The organism is Pseudomonas sp. NBRC 111130 (assembly GCF_001320485.1).
GTDB lineage: Bacteria > Pseudomonadota > Gammaproteobacteria > Pseudomonadales > Pseudomonadaceae > Aquipseudomonas > Aquipseudomonas vlassakiae.
Genome location: NZ_BCBG01000102.1, coordinates 97,474 through 116,709 on the forward strand (window position 1 = coordinate 97,474; position 19,236 = coordinate 116,709).

Annotated in this window: 7 protein-coding genes; all 7 read right to left on the reverse strand. The window is 67.3% G+C overall.

Annotation, left to right across the window (positions count from 1 at the left end; genetic code table 11):
- Positions 1–561: 561 nt before the first annotated feature.
- Positions 562–1,296 (reverse strand): YkgJ family cysteine cluster protein, encoded by a 735-nt coding sequence (locus APH33_RS23965; RefSeq protein ID WP_054887526.1) that lies wholly within the window; start codon positions 1,294–1,296, stop codon positions 562–564.
- Positions 1,293–1,604 carry a hypothetical protein gene (locus tag APH33_RS23970; RefSeq protein ID WP_054887527.1) on the reverse strand — a complete coding sequence of 104 codons (312 nt, stop codon included), beginning with the start codon at positions 1,602–1,604 and terminating at the stop codon, positions 1,293–1,295. The genes APH33_RS23965 and APH33_RS23970 overlap by 4 nt, the downstream gene beginning before the upstream one ends.
- A gap of 98 nt (positions 1,605–1,702) precedes the next feature.
- A complete protein-coding gene (locus APH33_RS23975; protein ID WP_054887528.1) occupies positions 1,703–2,602 on the reverse strand; it encodes a chemotaxis protein in 900 nt (299 codons plus the stop codon).
- Positions 2,603–2,796: 194 nt separating this feature from the next.
- Complete coding sequence (locus tag APH33_RS23980) at positions 2,797–3,981, reverse strand: HlyD family type I secretion periplasmic adaptor subunit (RefSeq protein WP_054887529.1); 1,185 nt, start codon at positions 3,979–3,981, stop codon at positions 2,797–2,799.
- Entirely contained in the window at positions 3,978–6,146 is a 2,169-nt protein-coding gene (locus tag APH33_RS23985; protein ID WP_054887530.1) for a type I secretion system permease/ATPase, read from the reverse strand. Before APH33_RS23985 ends, APH33_RS23980 begins: the two co-directional genes overlap by 4 nt.
- Positions 6,143–7,576 carry a TolC family outer membrane protein gene (locus APH33_RS23990; RefSeq protein WP_054887531.1) on the reverse strand — a complete coding sequence of 478 codons (1,434 nt, stop codon included), beginning with the start codon at positions 7,574–7,576 and terminating at the stop codon, positions 6,143–6,145. The genes APH33_RS23985 and APH33_RS23990 overlap by 4 nt, the downstream gene beginning before the upstream one ends.
- A gap of 63 nt (positions 7,577–7,639) precedes the next feature.
- Positions 7,640–19,132, reverse strand: a complete 11,493-nt coding sequence (locus APH33_RS23995) for a BapA/Bap/LapF family large adhesin (RefSeq protein ID WP_054887532.1) — start codon at positions 19,130–19,132, stop codon at positions 7,640–7,642.
- Positions 19,133–19,236 lie beyond the last annotated feature (104 nt).

Here is a 19,236-nt window from a genome sequence, read left to right on the forward strand (position 1 = left end):
GCGATGCATCTCGGTGGAAGCCGACAGGGCCCGGCGATGCATCTCGGTGGGCACAGATGCTGCTCCACCTGTCTTGTTTGTCTGGCGATGCATCTCGGTGGAAGCCGACAGGGTCCGGCGATGCATCTCGGTGGGCACAGATGCTGCTCCACCTGTCTCCAGTCATGCACCAAGGCGGTCCCTGTTGGCTTCACAGGAGTGACTGGCCCGAAACAGATGTGGGAGCGGGCTTGCCCGCGATGCGCCGCGCGGGCGGCGCTCGATCTCATAGGCGCTGAAGATGTTGTGGCAAGCACCTCGTGGCCCTAACGCGATCCTGCCACCCGCTGTAGGAAGATTCTGAACCTGATGGCAGGCAGTGCGGCGCGGATTCTCAGTGCCATGGCCAAGGCACCGATCAATGATATGGAAATGGGCTTGAATCGCAGCGCCTGAACGTTAGTGGGGCCGCTTTGCGGCCCTTCGCGGGCACGCCCGCTCCCACAGGTATCGCGCAAGGCCGCGGGTTTGTGGTGATCCTGTGGGAGCGGGCGTGCCCGCGAAGAGGCCGGACCTGCTTACCTAAAACCCAATGAAGGCGTAGTAGACCGGCGCTTCAGCAGTGGTCCGCAACCCCCGAACCTGCAAGTCATTCACCAGCTCAGGCTGCTCCACATGCAGCATCCACTCAGCCCCGCTCCCTGATGACGCCTGCGCGAGAGCAGCGGCAAACGCGCTCATGTCCGGCAAATAAGCAGTAAACCCATTGCCCTTGAGCGCGCTGGTGGTCATCCCCAGTGCCTCGCAGATAGCCACCTTGGCCGCGATATCATCACGATCCGCCTGCCGCGAAGCCTGCACCAGCGCCAGCAGCGTCGGGTCCACCGGCAGTGAACCGTGAATCAGCTCGGGCCCTTGCTGCCAAGCCTCGGGCGGGCAGTCCTTGTTCTCCGGCCGCAGTGGAATATGCGGATTGATTTCCACCGGGTAGATGCGGCAGACCAGCGGTCGGCTTTCATAGATGCTGCACAGGTCGTTGTCGTCGAGGTTGCGACAGCGCCCCGGGTTGAATGCAGCAAAAGTTACCGAAACGCGCACCTCACTGCCGCCGCAGGGCACCGGATACGAGCGACGCAGCACATGCTCGCGCTGGTCCGCCGGCATACCCGGCCCATCGGTAACAAAGCCTTCGATCAAGACGATCACCTGGCCACCCGCAGCAGCCCACTGGCCCGCTTCGTCCAGGGTCAATGGCACATGGTGGCCGGTGCAGCACTTGCCACAACCGGTACAGGCAAAACGCAGGCCGTCGTTCACTTGGCGTCCGGGTTCCATTCGCTGACGTAGGCCTGCTGCTGCTTGCGGTCGTACAGGCACAGCTCGGTGCCGGTGCGTTGCTGCATGTGCTTCTGTGGATAGACCCCTTCGATCAGCAGGGCGCTGAAACCGACCTGGTCATCGAACTCGGCTGGCTTGCCGCGAGCGTGGGCATCCTTGAACTGGCTGGCCTTCAGGCAGGCCTTGAGCATCTGCTGGCGCTGGTCGTTCCAGGCCTGGCTGCTGGAAGCCTGGGCGACACCGCTGAACAGGGCGCAGGCGATCAGAAGAGAGTTGAAAAACTTCATACGCGGTTCCGGCAATGGGTCCGAGGGGCGCGAATTATGCCCGAGTCATCCCTGGCGGCAAGCCAGGGAGTTTGTCGCTGAATATGACAACACGAGCTTCAGCGTTCGGCAAACACCACAGTCCGCGCCGCCGTCACCAGGCAGTCGGTCAGGTCGGGCGAGGAGAACTTGGTGAGGATGGCATTGGCCCCGGCCAGCTTGGCTTTCTCGCTGCTCATGGCGCTGTCCAGCGAGGTGTGCAGCAGCACGTAGAGGTGCTGGAAGTCCGGGGTCTCGCGCAGGGTACGGGTGAAGGCGTAGCCGTCCATCTCGGACATTTCGATGTCCGAGACGATGATGTTGATCTCTTGCGCGGTGCCCTGCAGCTCCAGCAGCACGTTCATCGCATCCTTGGCACTGCGCGCGGTATGGCAGTCGATGCCGAGGTTGCGCAAGGTGTGCAGCGACTGCTGCAGCGCCACCTGGCTGTCGTCGACCACCAGGATGTTGGCGGCGGCCAACAGGCTGGCATCTTCCTCGCTCAGCTCGCCCGGCTGTGGCTCCGGCTCGGGCGGGGCGATGCCGTGGATGACCTTCTCGATGTCCAGCACCTGCACCAGGGTGTTGTCGACCCGGGTCACGCCCGTGATGAACGACCGGTTGCCCGAGCCAAAGTGTGGCGGCTTGATGTCGGTGCTCAGGCAATGGACGATGCGGCTTACCGCTTGCACGTGCAGACCTTGGCGCGAGCGGCTGATCTCGGTGACGATCAGGCAGCCACCCTGAGGGTCTTCCAGTGGCCGTTCGCCGATGGCCCGGGACAGGTCGATCACCGACAGCGAGTTGCCGCGCAGGGTCGCCACGCCCTTCACGTGCGGGTGCGATTCGGGCAGCTTGGTCAGTGGCGGGCAGGGAATGATCTCGCTGACCTTGAGCAGGTTGATTGCCATCAGCTTGCCGCTGCGCAGGGTGAACAGCAGCAGCGACAGCGAGTCTGCGCGGGCATTTTGCGTGGCCATGGTGACCTTCGTGGGAAACGGGGGATGCCGGGTTATCGGCCTGATCTCGCGGCTCTTTAGTGCCCAATTGCCAAGGCTGCAGGATCCTGTGGGAGCGGGCGCGCCCGCGAAGCAGGCACCGCGGTGCATGGCACCGGCTGCGCCGGTGTTCGCGGGCTTGCCCGCTCCCACAGGGGGCTTTGCTGCTGTTGAGGTCAGCGTTCGCGCAGGGCCTCGCGGGCGCGGTTCAGCGGTTTGATCAGGTAATCGAGGATGGTCTTCTCGCCAGTGCGGATATCCACCGTGGCGATCATCCCCGGCACGATCGCGAAGTGCTTGCCGGCCTTGTTGGTCAGGCTGTCCTGTTCGGTGCGGATGAATACCCGGTAGTAATAGATTTCCGGTTTCACCTCGTCCTGCAGGGTATCCGGCGATATCCCCACGACCTTGCCGTCCAGCCCGCCATACACCGAGTAGTCGTAGGCACTGATCTTGACCTTGGCCGCCTGGTCGGGGTGGATGAAGGCGATGTCCCGTGGCGCGATGCGGGTTTCGATCAGCAAGCGCTCATCCATCGGCACGATCTTCATCACCTGCCCGCCAGGTTGTACCACGCCGCCCAGGGTGTTGACCTCGATATCCTTGACGATGCCGCGCACCGGCGAACGCAAGGTCAGGCGCGTCAGCGAATCGCTGCGCCCGCGGATCACTTCCGACAGGCTGTCGGCCTCGGCACTGGCCTTGGCCAGCTCCTCGCGGGCGCGCACCAGGTACTCGGAGCGGGCCTCGTTGGCCTTGAGTTCCAGTTCCGAGCGCTGGCGGTTCAGGCGGATCACCTCGACCCGGCTGGAGGCGCCCATCTTGGCCAGGTTCTCGGTGATCTTCAGCTCCGCGCGCACCAACCGCAGCGAATCTTCGATGCCGGCCAGGGTCTGCTCCAGGCCACGGCGGCGGGTTTCGTACAGCGCCGTCTCGGCGTCGATCAGGTCGGGCGAATCGCGCAGGCTTTCCGGGAAGCTCAGTGGCTTGCCGGTGACCTCGGCACGCAAGCGCGCCACGCTGGCCTTGGCGGCACGGTACTTGGCTTCGCTTTCGCCAACACTGGAGGCGGTCTTGGTCGGGTCGAGCTGGGCGAGCACCTGGCCGCGTTCCACCAGGTCGCCTTCGGCCACGTTCATCTCGGCGACGATGCCGCCTTCGAACGACTGGATCACCTGTTCGCGTGAACTGGGGATAACCTTGCCGGTGCCAGTGGACACTTCGGTCACCTCGAACCAGGCCGCCCAGGCCAGGAACGCAGCGAGCATAAGTGCGCAGATTGTGATGATACGCCCGGCGCGCAGCACCGCCTGGTCGTCTTGGCCGTCCAGGTACGAGGCGGGGAGTGGGTGGTTGCTCATGCCTGAGCTCCTTGTAGCTTGGCCAGGGCGGCGTCGCGTTTGTCGTCGATGACGATGCGCCCGCCGTCGAGCACGATGATGCGCTCCACACGCTGCAGCACGCTGAGGCGATGGGTGGCGATCACCAGGGTGCGGCCCTGGCAGAAGCGGTCGAGGTTATCCAGCAACTTGCGTTCGGTGACGTCGTCGAGCGAAGCGGTGGGCTCGTCGAGCAGCAGTACCTGCGGTTGGCGAACCAGCAAGCGCGCCAGCACCAGGGCTTGGCGCTGCCCTCCGGACAGGCCTTGGCCGCCTTCGAGGATCAGATGGTCGAGGCCCTTGGGCAGGTGGCGGACGAACTCCAGTGCACCGGTGGCCGCCAGCGCGGCGACCAACTCCTGGTCGCTGGCCTGGCCGGCGCCGAGGGTGAGGTTTTCCCGCAGGGTGCCGTGGAACAGCCGGGCATACTGGGCCAGCAGGCCGACGTCACGGCGCAGGTCGGCCGGGTCGAGGTGCGCCATGGCGATGCCATCGAGGCTGACTTCGCCCTGGCTCAGGTCCATGGCGCCGCCCAGCGCCTGCAACAGGGTCGATTTGCCGGCGCCGTTGCGCCCGAGCACGGCGATGCGTTCGCCGGGCTGGATGTCGAGCTGGCCGATGCTCAGAACCGGTGGTGCTTCCGGGCTGTAGCGGAAGGTGGCCTGGCGCAGCACATATTCGCCACGGATCGCCGGCAGGTGCACGCGAGCCTCGCCTTCCGGATGGTCGACCGGCGACTGCATCAGCTTGTCCAGGCCCTGCAAGGCCACCTTGGCCTGTTGCCAGCGGGTCAGCACATGGGTCAGCTGCGCCAGCGGCGCCATCATCCGTGACGACAGCATCGAGGCGGCCACCAGGCTACCGGTGGTGAGGTCGCCGGCGATCACCATCGGCGCACCGATCACGATGACCACGGCAAACACCGCGCCCTGGACGTTCTGGGTCCAGGTGACCAGGCCGTTGGTCAGGGTGCGCAGGTGCAGGCTGGTGTGCGCGCAGGCGGCGTTGTACTGGTTCCACTGGCGCTCGAAGCGCGCCTCGGCCTGTAGCGCCTTGATTTCGTCCAGGCCCTGGATGCTTTCCACCAGCATGGCGTTGCGCAGCGACGACTCGCGCATCGAAGCATTGGCCAGTGCCGCCAGGCGCCGCTGCGCCAGCAGCCCCGGGATGACCATGGCCAGCAGCGCCACCAGCGGGATGAACACCAGCACTCCGCCGATCAGCCAGAACACCAGCAGGAACAGCAGGAAGAACGGCAGGTCGGCCAACGCGGTGGCGGTGCTCGAGGTGATCAGGTCACGGATCGACTCCAGCTCGCGCAGCTGCGAGATGAACGAGCCGGTGGATTTCGGCCGTGCCGAATTGCGCAGGCGCAGCGCATGGCCGTAGACCAGGTCGGATACCCGCAGGTCGGCACGCTTGCCCAGCAGGTCGGTGACCTTCAGCCGCAGCAGGCGCATGCTGAAGTCGAACACCAGCGCCAGCACTACGCCGCCGAACAGCACGTACAGGGTTGGCAGGGACTCGGCGGGGATCACCCGGTCGTACACTTGCATCGAAAACAGCACGCCGGCCAGGGCCAGCACGTTGGCCACCAACGAGGCGACCATCACCTGGCCGTACGGGCGCAGGTCGCGCAGCACGATGCGGGTGAACCAGTGCCGATCGTAGGGCGCGGTGTAGTCGTCGGTGCGCACATCGCGCAGCGGCCGTGCCGGGCGCATCAAGGCCACGCGGTTGATGCGCCCGTCGAGCGCTTCCCGGGGCTGGCGCGAAGTCAGGCGCTGGTCGCCGGCGAACACCACCGCCAGCTCGTTTTCCTCGGTCACTGCCTCGACCGTGGCCAACTGGCCATCGTCCAGCTCCAGCACCAGCGGCGTGCGCCACTGGCGCAGGGCCTTGGCGTCGTAGCGCACGAAGCGCAAGGTCAGCCCGGCCTGGCGCGCCATGTGCCGGAGAATTTCATCCAGCGGGCGCGCATCCTCGGCCGCCGCCAGGCGGATGCGCTGGGGCGAGACGTCCAGGCGATAGTGATGAGCAACCTGCAGCATCACTTCCAGCCACGGGCCGAGATCAGGGCGATGCGGCGCAGCCGGTTGCGGATTCTGCGCCTGACCGGCCTGGGTCAGCTTGACGGTGTCGTTCATGGCTCGATTTCCACCCCTTGCAGGTTGCGCCCTTCCAGCCCGAAGGCGGTACGCAGGGCGCCGGAGTTGTACAGGCAGTCGACATCCAGGCGCAGCAGGTCGGAGCGGGTGCCGGCGAGTTCGAAGCGTGACTGGTAGATCTCCTGCTCGGCGTTGAGCAGGTCGAGCAGGGGGCGGGTGCCCAGGTCCAGGTACTGCCTGCCATACAGTTCGCGGGCTTCCTGGATGCTGGCCTGGCGGGCCTCCAGCGAAGTCAGGCGCCGGCTCAGGCCAGAGGTCTGCGCCATGGCCTCGGCCAGGCCGCGGCGGGCCTGCAGGCGCGCCGCGTCTTCGGCGGAGTCGGCGGCGCTCAGGGCATGGCCGGCGGCGCGGCTGCGGGCGCTGATCGCGCCCCCCTGGTAGATGGGCACCTCGACGTTCAGGTAGATGCCCGCCTGGGTGCGGTCGAGGCTTCGGTTGTCGCGGTTGTAGTCGTTGTCCAGGTAGTGGTTGACCTGCGGTTGCAGCGACAGCGTGGGGTAGGCTTCGGCCTTGGCCTGGGCCAGTTCGGCCTGGGACTGGGCGCGCAAGGCCAGGGCCATCAGTACGGCTGGCAGCCGATCACTACTGCCTGAAGAACGCTTGCACGCCTGGTTCAGCTCCGGTGGCGTTTGCTCGGCCAGAGCCGGTGGTGCTACGCGGCCGAGCAGTTCGGCCAGGGTCGAACGCCAGCGTTCGTACTGCGACTGGTATTCCTCGAGGGTGGCGCGGGCGCCCTCGACCCGCGACTCGGCCTGGACCACATCGGAGCGGGTGCTGGCGCCCATGTCGCTGCGCTGGCGGGCCATGCCGGCAATGTCGCCGACGCCGCGGATCTGGTCACGGGCGATGGCCATCAATTGTTCGTAGCGGCGGGTTTCGATCCAGGCGTAGGCGGTGTCGCGGGCGAGGTCGTCAACCACCAGCAGGATATTGGCCTGGGCCCGGGTGGCGGCGGCCTGGGCGGCGCTGACGGCATTGTCGACCTTGCCGAAGTCATAAAGCATCTGCTTCAACGACAGGTTCAATGCCTGGCTGTTGCGGTCGCCGCCGTAGCCAGTGTCATAGCCGGTGCGCAGGCCACCGGAGATTTGCGGGTAGTAACCGGCACGGGCGACGTTGATGCCTTCGCCCTGCTTGTACAGGTTACCGACCGCTTCGGCGATGCTCGGGTGCCACTGCGCCGCGGTCAGCACGGCCTCGGCCAGCCCCAGGCGGTCGCCGTTGCTGGCGGCCTGGCCGGAAGGCGGGCGGGCGGGGATGGCATCGGGCGCATCGCGCATCAGTGACGGCCCGATGGTGCGCAGTCTGGGGTCTATGTCGTCGGCTGCCCGGGCAACCGGATTCAGGTTCAACGCCAGGAGCCCGAAGGCCCCCAGCCACAGCGGTGACAGCGGACTGCGTCGCTTCACGAAATTCCCTTACTGCTGTTCGTCCTTGCCGCCGGGCGATGTGCCCGGCGGATTGCAGCGGCCTCAAACGACATGGATGCTGTTCTGCACCCACAGGTGATGGCTCGGATCTTCCTGGGCCGTGTATTGGTTATAGTCGATGCCGTCGGCGGTCTGGTTCCCGACCAGGGTCCAGTTGTCCGTCATGTGCACCGAATCCTTGTCATCCCCCTTGATGATCAGCGTGTTGTTGCCGGCTTCGGTGATTGCCACCACGTCCGCCAGGTTGAGGGTCAGCGCCACTGCACTGGTGTCGTTGAGATCGATCACCTCGATGTTGTGGATACGGCTGGCCAGGTTGCCGAGGTCGATGCTGGCGTCGCCGCCGCCCCACAGCAGGGTGTCGGTACCGCTGCCGCCATCGACGCTGGCGAAGTTCTGGTCGACCACTTCGAGGGTGTCGTTGCCTGCGCCGCCTTCCAGGCTGATGTGCCCGCCCTGGCTGCCGACCAGGTGGTCGTTGCCATCGGTGCCGGCGAGCACTTCACTGGATGCAGCGGCCGCAACGCTGGCCACCGCGCCGCTGCCGTCGCTGGTGTCGGCCACCAGTGCCGAGAAGGTGGTGACGCTGGCGGCGTTGTCCAGGTTGACGGTCAGCGTGGCGGTATCGGTGGTGCCGTTAGGGTGGGTCAGTTCATAGGTGAAGGTGTCGTGCTGGCCGATCACTGCCGAGGTCAGCCCGCTGTTGAGGGTGTAGGTGTAGCTGCCGTCTGCATGCACCAGCAGCGTGCCGTAGGTACCGGCGACGCTGACGCCGTTGTAGCCGGGAATGGCATAGGTGCCGGCGGCCGTCAGTACGCTCAGCACAGTCAATGCCGAACCCAGGTTGTCGGTACCGGCCGGGTCGGTGATCAGGTTGCCGCTGGCCACCGTGGCGCTGCTGACCACGAACTCGGTGAGGTGCGTGGTGGTGGTATTGAGGCTGGTGGTGATCGAACTGGCCAGGCCGATGCCGCCGGCACTGACCACGATATGGTAGGTACCGGCGCCCTGGTTCTGGAAGGTATAACCTGCGCCGCCGCCAAGCAGGCTGACCAGCGAACTGCCGCCAACCGTCTGCACCACCACATACTGGCCGGTGGTGGTGTTGAGCTTGAGCAGTTGGATGGTGGTGCCGTTGAGCAGGCTCAACAGGTTGGCGGAGTTGACCACCACTTGCAGGTTGGCCGTTGTGTCGGCGGCCACCGTGGTGGTGTAGGTGGCCGAGCGCGAGCCGATCAGCGGCAGGGTCAGCGAGCCAAGGGTGGCGCTGATGCTGTCAACCCGGTTGGCCAGCGTGATGTTGCTGCTGTCGACGTCATTGACCGCATCCACCACCGTGGCCGGCGCGCTGAGGTTGCTGTCGTTCCAGGTTTCCGTGGCCTGCGGGCTGTCGATGCGCACGTAGAGGTTGGCCGCGGAGGTCAGCCCGTTCGGGTGCACCAGCTCGTAGCTGAACACGTCCACCTTGCCGACGCTCGCCGGGCTGCCGTTGGGGGTGTAGGTGTAGCTGCCGTCGGCATGGATCACCAGGGTGCCGTACTGGCCCTGCACCGTTGTGCCTGCACCACTGGCGGCAGTCACGTAGCTGCCGTTGACCAGGATCTTCAGCACGGCGCCGCTGTCCGGGCCGAGGGAGTCGACCGCGCCATTGGTGCCCGGGTCGGTGATGACGTTGCCCGAGGTGGCGGTGCCGGTGCCGGTGAACTGGGTCAGGCTGGTGGCGTCGATGTCCAGGCTGGTGGTGACCTGAGTCACCAGGCCGATGCCGCCGCTGGCCACGGTCAGCCGGTAGTCGCCGGCCTGCAGCTTGCCGATGTCGACCTGCAGCCCCAGCGGCAGCACGATCAGGTCGAGCAGCCCCTGGGTGTTGCCGGTGGCGATGGTCACCCAGGCGCCGCTGGCGTCCTTCACCTGCAGGGTGAAGGTGGAGTTGTTGAGCAGCGCCAGCACGCTGTTGGTGGTCAGCGTCAGGGTCGGGTCGACCGTGGTGCCAGGTGCCACCGTCCAGGTGTAGGTCTTGCTGAAGCCCGACAACAGGGTGGTGAAGCTGTCGGTGTAGGTGGTGGTGGCGGTGACCGGTGCCAGGTTGACGGTGGCGGTGGCCAGGTTGTTGCTGGCGATGACCGGGGCGTTGGCATCAACGTCGGGCGCGGTGATGTTGACGTTGCCGGAGACGTTGCTGCGCGGGTCGGTCAAGGTCACCGACAGCACCTGGCCGTTGTCCTGGGCCGGGCTCAGGGTGACGGTGAAGGTGCCGTTGGGTTGCACTGTCGCGGTTTGCAGCACGGTGCCGCTGGCGCTGCGTACAGTGACCGTGGCGCCGACCTCGCCGGTACCGGTGAGGGTGGTGCCGTCGGCACTGATCACCAGGTTGCTGGCGTTGGCCGGTGGGGTCAGGTCCGGGGCGGTCAGCGCTGTGGCGGTGGAGGTGTTGCCCGCAGCATCGGTGAGAGTGACGGTGAGCGCCTGGAAGTTGACCTGCGCCGTGTTCAGGCTGACCACGTACAGGCCGTTGCTGCCCACCGTGGCGGTGCCGAGCACGGTGCCGGCGCTGTTGCGAACCGTCACTGTGCTGCCGATTTCGCCGGAGCCGCTGACCGAGGTGCCGTTGGCGTTGATGGCCGCCACTGGAGCGGTCGGCGCAGTGGTGTCGGGCGCGGTGATGGCGGCGCTGCCGGATACGTTGTTGCCGGCGTCCGTCTGCCGCACGACCAGGGCCTGGCCGTTGTTCTGGGTGCTGGTCAGGGTGACGCTGAAGGTGCCATCGCCCTGCACGATGGCGGTACCGACGGTGCCACTGGGGCCTTGCACGGTGACGGTCGCGCCCGGCTCGCCGTTACCGGTGAGCACGGTACCTGCGCCATTGATCGCCAGGTTGGTGGGTGCCAGCGGCGCCTGTGTATCCGGCGCGGTGTAGCTGGTAGCGCCGGAGACGTTCAGCGCGGCGTCTGCCTGGGTCAGGCTCAGTACCTGGCCGTTGAGCTGGGCGCTGCTGAGGTTGATGCTGAACGCTCCCGCGCCGTTGACCAGGCCACTGCCGAGCACGTTGCCGGCAGCATCGCGCACCGTCACCGTGGCGCCGGCTTCACCGGTACCGGTCAGCACCAGGCCGTTGGCCGACAGCGCGCTGACCACCGGGTTGGCCGGCGCGGTGATGTCGGCCGCGGTGACGAACACCGGTTGCGACTCACCCCCCAGCAGCGATACCGACGTCACCGACAAATGCTGCCCGTTGAGCTGGGCGGCGCTCAGGGTGATGGAGAAACCACCGTTGCCGATGTTGGCCAGACCGCTGCCGATGAGGTTGCCGGCGGCGTCGTAGACACGGATCGAGGTGCCGGTGGCGGCCGTCCCGGTGAGGGTCAGGCCGTCGGCGGCCAGTGTCGCGCTGACGGGTGGCTCCGGTGGCGGCACCAGCGGGGTCACAAAGGTCGCCACGGCCGAGGTGTTGTTGGCTGCGTCGGTCTGGGTGACGGCCAGGGACGCTACCGAACCCGGGGCCGGTTGCAGGTTGATCGAGAAGTTGCCGCCGGCGTCGACCAGGCCGGTACCAATGACCACGCCACCAAAGCTGACGCTCACGCGGGCGCCGGCTTCGCCACGCCCGGTGAGGATGTCGTAGTTGTTGCTGATGGCGAGGTTGGTCACGACCGCAGGCGGTGAGGTGTCGGCGGTCTGGTACTGGGCGGGCGTCGACGTGTTGCCGGCGCTGTCGGTGGCGATCACCGTCAGCAGCTGGCCGTTGTTCTGCGCCGAATTCAGGGTCACGGTGAAGTTGCCGCCAACCGGCACGGTGACGGTACCGACCACCGTGCCGGACGGATCGCGCACGCTGATGACGCTGCCCACCTCTGCGGTGCCGCTGAGCAACGTACCGTTGCCGGTCAGGGTGAGGTTGGCGGGCTGAGCTGGTGGGGTCAGGTCAGGTGCGGTCAGTTGCAGCGGTGCGGAAGGATTGCCGGTGGCATCCTGGGCAATGACGCTGAGCACCTGGCCGTTGATTTGCGCTGACGTCAGGTTGAGCACGAAGGTGCCGTCGGGGTCGATGGTGCCCTGGCCGAGCATATTGCCCTGGCCGTCCATCACGCTGACCCGTGCCCCGGCCTCACCGGTACCGACCAGCTGGGTGCCGCTGCCGTTGAGGCTCGCCACCACGGTGGCCGGGGGCGTGCTATCGAGCGCAATCACGGTGCTGATCGGTGAGACGTTGCCGCTGGCGTCTGCCAGGGTGACCTGCAGGGTCTGGCCGTTGAGCTGGGGCGTGCTGAGGTTGACCACGAAGGTGCCGTTGGGCCCGACCGTGGCAGTGCCGATTTCGCTGGTGCCGGCATAGACACGCACGGTGCTGCCCGCTTCACCGGTACCGCCGAGCTGGTCGCCAGCGGCGTTGAGCCGCAGGTCGAGCGCCGCGGCTGGCGGCGTCAGGTCCGGGGCGTTGATCGTGACTGGCTCGCTGATGTTGCCGGGTGGGTCGGCCTGCTGTACCGACAGCACCTGCTGGTTGATCTGTGCAGGGCTGAGTTCGACCCGGAAGCTGCCGTCGGCGAGCACCGTGGTAGTGCCGAGCAGCACGCCGGCTGCGTTGTTCACGGTGACCGTCGCGCCAGGCTCACCGCGGCCAATGACCACGCTGCCATCGGCATTGATGACCACATTGGTCAGCACGTCTGGCGGCGTGAAGTCCGGGGTCTGCAGGGTGGCGACCGGCGACAGGTTACCGGCGCCGTCGGTCTGGGTGAAGCTCAGCACCTCGGCGTTGCCCAGGGCCGGGTTGAGGGTCAGGGTGAAATGGCCGCTGGCGTCGACCAGGGCCGTGCCGATCTGCTGGCCGGCCGGGTTGGTCACGATCACCGTGGCCCCGGCTTCGCCACGCCCGGTGATGGTCACGCCGTCGCTGGAGATGGCCAGTTCGCTGGGCGCAGTCGGCGGTGTGCTATCGGGTGCGGTGATGGGGCTGGCGCTGGACTGGTTGCCGGCGGCGTCGGTCAGCACCACCTGCACGGCCTGGCCGTTGGCCTGCGGCGGGTTGAGGGTGACCTGGAAGCTGCCGTTGCTCATCACCGTGGCGGTGCCCAGCACAGTGCCGTCGGCCGCGATGACTTTCACTGCGGTATTGGCTTCACCGGTACCGTTGAGCAGGCTGCCGCCACCGGCGAATGCCAGATTGGCCGGCGCCGCCGGCGCAGTGATGTCCGGTGCGGTGAGGCTGACGCTGTTGGACTCGTTGCCGGCAACGTCAGTCTGCGCGGCGCTGAGTTGTTCGCCGTTGAGCTGGGCGGCGGAGAGGTTGACGCTGAAGTTGCCGTCGGCGCCCACTACGGCAGTGCCCAGGCCGACCCCGCCGATACCGAGCACGGTCACGGTGGCACCTGGCTCACCGTGGCCAGTGAGCACCAGGCCGTCGTTGGACAGCGCCAGGTTGCTCAGCGGTTGCGGCGCAGTGGTGTCCGGCGCCTGCAACTCGGCCGGCAGCGACGTGCCGCCGGCCGTGCCGGTAGCGCTGACCTGGAGGATCTCGCCGTTGGCCTGGGCGCTGCCGAGGGTGACGCTGAAGGTGCCGTCGTTGTTGACCGGGGCGCTGCCCAGCAGCACACCGTTGGGGCCCACCACGCTGACCGTGCTGCCCGGTGTGGCGATACCGGTGACCACCAGGCCGTCCGCGGAGAGCACCAGGCTGCCGGGAACATCGGGTGCGGTGTTGCCCGGCGCCGTGACGTTTTGTACCGGCGAGGTGTTGTTGGCGGCGTCAACCTGCACCACCGCGAGGTTCTCACCCACCGTTGCCGCCGGGGCGAGGGTGACCGAGAAGCGGCCGTCGCTGCCTACCAGGGCTGTGCCCAGCGCGGTGCCGTCCGGTGCGCGCACGGTGACCGTGGCGCCGGCCTCGCCGGTGCCGGTCAGGGTGGCACCATCGGCCGAGACGGCCAAATGGGCGACAGCGGCTGGAGGCGTTGTGTCGGCTGCGGTGTAGGCGGCCACGGGCGAGACGTTGCCGGCGGCATCGGTAGCGGTCACCTGGAGGGCCTGACCGTTGGTCTGCGGGCTGCTCAGGGTGACCTGGAAGGTGCCGTTGGCGGCGGCCACCGTGGTGCCCAGCACATTGCCCGCCGCATCGCGCACGGTGACCGTGCTGCCGGATTCGGCACTGCCGCTCAGTTGCAGGCCGCTGCCAGCCAAGGCCAGGGCGGTGGGCGCCGCAGGCGGAGTATGGTCGGGGGCTGTCACCGTCACGGCGGCAGAGCTGTTGTTGCCAGCGTCGGTCTGGGTCACGCTCAGGCGCTCGGCGTTGAGCTGCGCGCTGGTGAGGGTGAGGGTGAAGCTGCCGTTGGCGGCCACCACACCAGTGCCGATGATGGTGCCGTCCGGGCCACGCACGGTCACCGAGGCGCCGGCTTCACCCAGGCCGGTGAGGGTCAGGCCGTTGTTGTTGAGCACCACGTTGGTCAACGCTGCCGGGGCGCTCAGGTCGGTAGTGACGACAGTGACCGCTGGCGAAGTGTTGCCCGCAGCATCCAGCTGGGTCACGCCGAGGGCCTGGCCAGTGGCCTGCGAGGTGGCGAAGTTAACGGTGAAGCGCCCGTCGGCGCCCACGATGGCAGTGCCAAGCACGGCACCGCTGGCATCGCGTACCTGTACCGTGGCGCCTACTTCACCGCTGCCGGAAAGCTGCCGGCCATCGTTGCTGAGCGTTGCGTTGGTAACGGCCGCCGGTGGCGTGCGGTCAGGGGTCGCCAGGCTGGCCGGGCCGGACACGTTGCCAGCGGCATCGCTGAGGGTGACCTGCAGTGCGCTGCCGGTGGTCTGTGCGCTGGGCAGGGTGATCTGGAACTGGCCGCTCTGGTTCACCGTACCGGTGGCGAGCACGGCGCCGCTGGCGTCGCGCACGGTCACCAATGCACCGGCTTCGCCCTGGCCGCTGACCACGGTGGCTGCGCTGTTCAGGCTGAGGCCGGTGGCGACGTCCGGGGCTTGCAGGTCAGGTGCCTGCTGTGTGGCGGCTAGCGACACGTTGCCCGCAGCGTCGGCCTGGGTGATGGTGAGGTTTTGCGCGTTCACCTGCGCCGGCACCAGGTTGATATAGAACAGGCCATTGCTGCCGACGGTGCCGGTGCCGACCACGGTGCCGCTGGCGTCGGTCACGCTCACGCTCGCGCCGACTTCACCATGGCCGGTCAAGGTTGTGCCGCTGCGGTTGATGGCGACCTGGGTCGGCGCATCGGGCGGGGTTGTGTCGGCTGCGACGATGGTCGCCGGCAACGATGGGGCGCCGCTGGCCGATGCGCGGGCGCTGACATGCAGGGTCTGGGCGTTGAGCTGGGCATTGGCGAAGAAGATGCGGAAGATGCCGTCGCTGCCTACCGTGCCGGTGCCCAGGGTGGTGCCGGCGGAGGTGACGGTGATCAGCGAGCCGACCGTGCCTTGGCCGGTGAGCAGGAAGCCATCGGCGCTGATGGCCAGGTTGGTGGGCGCTGCGACTTCGCTGCCGTCCGGTCCGTTGACGGTGATCGAGGTTTCATTGTTGCCGGCGTCGTGGACCACGAGTTGCACGCTGTCGCCGGCAACCAGCGGTGGATTGACCTGAACCTGGAAGGTGCCATCCGGGTTGACCGTGGCGGTGCCCAGTTCGGTGCTGCCGTTGCGCACGATGACCGTGGTACCGGGTTCGGCGGTGCCGCTGATGATGCTGCCATCCGGGCTGACCGCGATATCGGTGGCGGGAGCCGGTGGTGAGGTGTCGGCGGCCGTGACGCTGGTCGGCTCGGTGCTGTTGCCGGCGACATCGGCGACCACCACGGTCACCGTCTCGCCGTTGATCAAGGCCGGGAACAACGGCACGCTGAAGCTGCCGTCGGCGTCGACCAGTACTGTGGTTTCGACGCCGGTCGGGCTGATCACGGTGACCGAAGCCGCGCCGGGCGCATTGCCGGTCAGGGCCAGGCCATCGGCGCTGATCGCCAGGTCCGTGGGTTGTGCGGGCGGGGTGAGGTCTGGCGCAGTCGCTTGTGCGGCGCTGGAGGCATGGCCTTGTGGGTCGGTCTGGGTAACGTTGAGGGTCTGGCCGTCCAGCTGCAATGGGCTCAGTGCAACGCTGAAGCTGCCATTGGCGGATACCACCACGCTGCCCAATAACTGCCCGGCGGTGTTGCGCACTTCAACGGTGGCGCCGGGCTCACCGGTGCCTTGAACAAGGCTGCCGTCGGCGCTGACCAGCAGCCCGCCCGGGGCTGCGGGGGCGCTGCTGTCGTCGGCGGTGAGCGGCGCCGACGGCGAGGCGTTGCCAGCGGCGTCGATGAGCACCACCGACACGGTTTCACCGCTGGTTTGCGCAGGTGTCAGGGTAACGCTGAAGGTACCGTCGTTGTCGACCACGCCGCTACCGAGCAGCTGCCCACCGGCGTCGCGGACTTCTACGGTGGCGCCCGCTTCGCCCTGACCAGTGAGGGTGATGCCATCGGCGCTGAGGCCGAGGCCTTGGGCGGGCAGAGGCGCTTCGCGGTCACTGGCGGTCAAGGTGTCGGCGGGGGAGGGGTTGCCAGCGCCATCGGTCTGGATCACCGTCAGCACCTGGCCATTGAGTTGGGGTGGGTCGATGGCCACACGGAAGCTGCCGTCGGCTTCGACCGTAGCGGTGCCCAGCACTGCGCCGCCAGCGCCGGTCACCCGTACCTGGGCGCCGGGTTCGCCGCTGCCGGTGAGCACCGTGCCGTCGGTCGACAGCGCAAGGCCTGTGGTGATGGCCGGCGCCTGGCTGTCCGGCGCCGTCAGGTCGACGGCGGCCGAGACGTTGCCGGTCGGGTCGCGTTGCTCGACGGTCAGGGCCTGGCCATTGGTCTGGGTGGGGCTCAGGGTAACCTGGAAACTGCCGTCGCCGTTGACCAGGGCAGTGCCCAATACAGTGCCGTTCGGGCCGCGTACGGTAACGGTGGCGCCGGGCTCGCCAGTGCCGGAGACGCTGCTGCCCGTGCCGTCGATGCTGGGGTTGCTCACGGCTTGCGGTGGCGTGGTGTCGGGAGCGGTGAAGCTGACCGGGCCGGCACTATTGCCCTGCGTGTCGGTGGCTTCGACGCTCAGTTGTTCACCATTGCGCTGGGGCACGTTTAGGGTGACGTCGAATTGCCCGTTGGCGGCGACGACCGCCGTGCCCAGCACGCTACCGTCGGCGGCGCGCACGGTGACGATCGAGCCCGCTTGGCCGGCACCGGTGAGATGCAAACCGGTGACGTCGACGGCCAGCGCCGAGGGTTGCAGCGGGCCATCCAGGTCGGGCGCGGTGAGGGAGGCGGTGGAGCTGTTGCCGGCGGCGTCGCGCAGCACCACGTCGAGCTCCTGGCCGTTGACCTGGGCGGGCGACAGGGTGACGGTGAAGTAACCGTTGGCTCCGACTGTTGCGGTGCCCAGCACCGTACCCTGGGCATTGGTGACCTGCACGGTGGCGCCGACCTCGCCGCGGCCGGTGAGGGTGATGCCGTCGGCCGCCAGGTTCAGGTCACTGGCCTGGTTGGGCGGGGTGATGTCCGGGGCGTTGATCTGGCTCGGCAACGAACTGTTGCCGTCAGCGTCGATGGCCACCACGTCGAGCAGTTCGCCATTGGCTTGGGCCGGGGCGAGGGTGATGGTGAAGGTGCCATCGTTACCCACCTGAACGCTGCCGATCACCGCGCCATTGGCATCGCGCACTTCCACCAGGCTGCCCACCGGGGCGGTGCCGCTGATCGACGAGCCGTCGGCGGCCAGTACCAGCCCGGCAGGGCTCTCCGGCACTGCAGTGGCAGGGACGATAACGGTGAGCTCGAGCGAAGAGTTGCCGGCGGCGTCGGTCTGCACCAGCACGATGCGGTCCGCGGCACTGACCGGGCCGTTGAGGTCGACCAGGAAGGTGCCGTTGGCCGCGACGACACCAGTGCCGATCACCGCGCCGTTGGTGTCACGCACTTCCACCGTGGCGCCAGGTTCGCCACGGCCACTGATGACCAGGCTGCCAGCACCGACTATGACGTTACTGATGATTGCCGGTGGGGTGATATCAGGTGCAGTGTAATCAAGCGGCGTGGAGCTGTTGCCCGCGGCATCGGTGACGGTGATGGCCAGGTGTTCGCCATTGGCCTGGGCAGGGTCGAGGGTGAGGCTGAAACCGCCGTCTGGCCGGACGATGGCGCTGCCGATCAGGTTGCCATTGGCATCGCGAACCTCTACCCGTGCGCCCGCTTCGGCGCTGCCGGTCAGGGTTACGCCGTTGGCCAGGCTGAGCCCACTGGGTTGCGTTGGCGCCACCAGGTCCGGGGCAGTCAGGGGGCTTGGCGTCGAAACGTTGCCGGCGGCATCGGTCAGGGTGACCTGCAGCGATGAGCCATCGACCACGGGCGAGGTCAGCTGCAGGGTGAAGCTGCCATCGGGCTGCACGGTACCGGTGCCGATCAGTTGACCTTGGTCGTTCAGCACGTTGACGGTCGCACCGACTTCGCCACGGCCCGACACGGTGCGCCCATCGGCGCTGATGATCACATTGCTGGCCGGCGCGGGTGGTGTGGTGTCGCCGCCGCTGCCGACGCCGTCGTTCGGTGCGGTGATGGTGGTGCCGCTGGAGACATTGCCGGCAGGGTCGGTGACCGTGACTTGCAAAGGCTGGCCATCGGTCTGCGGCGGTTGCAAGGTGACGCTGAACTGGCCGTCGGCGCCGGCCACGGCAGTTCCCAGCACAGAGCCGTCGGCACCGCGTACCTGAACGGTCGAACCTGGCTCGGCGCGGCCGGTGACGGTATTGCCTTGCGGGTCTATCGTCAGTTGCGTCGGTGCGGAAGGCGGGGTGGTGTCCGGGGCTGTCACAGTACCAGCCTGCGAGGTGTTGCCTGCGGCATCGGTCTGCGAGACAGCCAGGTTTTCGCCATTGGCCTGCGGGGTGTTCAGGGCGATATCGAAACTGCCATCGGCATTCACCGTGCCGCTGCCAATCAGATTGCCGGCAGCATCGAATACATTCACCGTGGCGCCTGCTTCACCACGCCCGCTCAGGCGCAGGCCATCGGGCGAAACCAGCAGGTCGATGGGGGTTGCCGGTGCCGTGGTGTCGCCCGGCGTGCTGCCACCGCCGCCACCACCGCCGCCGCCACCACCATTCGCCGCTGCTGCCACCCCGCCGACGCCAAGCAAGCTCAGTCCTGCAATCGCAAAGGTCGAGGTTTCGTTACCGGCGGTGCCGATGCCGGCCACCAGTTCGTCGAGTGAGTTAACTTCATCGAACGTGAAGCCGCTGAAGGCGGTCGCGTCATAATTGGCGTGCCACAGGGTGCCGTCTTCGCCGACGAACACCATGTCACTGCCAACCCCTGCCTGGTCCACGGCGAAGAAGTTGCCAATGGTGACCTTTTCTCCGTTCTTGAGCGTGACGATCAGGTCCTGGCCACGCCGGGTGACGGTCGCCACCTGGTCGGGAGCAACGGGCATCTGCACGACGCCTGGGCTGTTGAGGGTGATATTGCCCCAGGCATTCTGGGTGGCGACGGCAGATTGCTTGTCGGCGACGACGATGTTGTCCATGAGTGCTCCCTGCTGGTTTTCGGTACGCAGGACCGTCTTCGCGATCCTTGGTTGGCACAACCTGGCCGAATAGCGGCCGCGTAACCGGCGATTAGGGAGATATA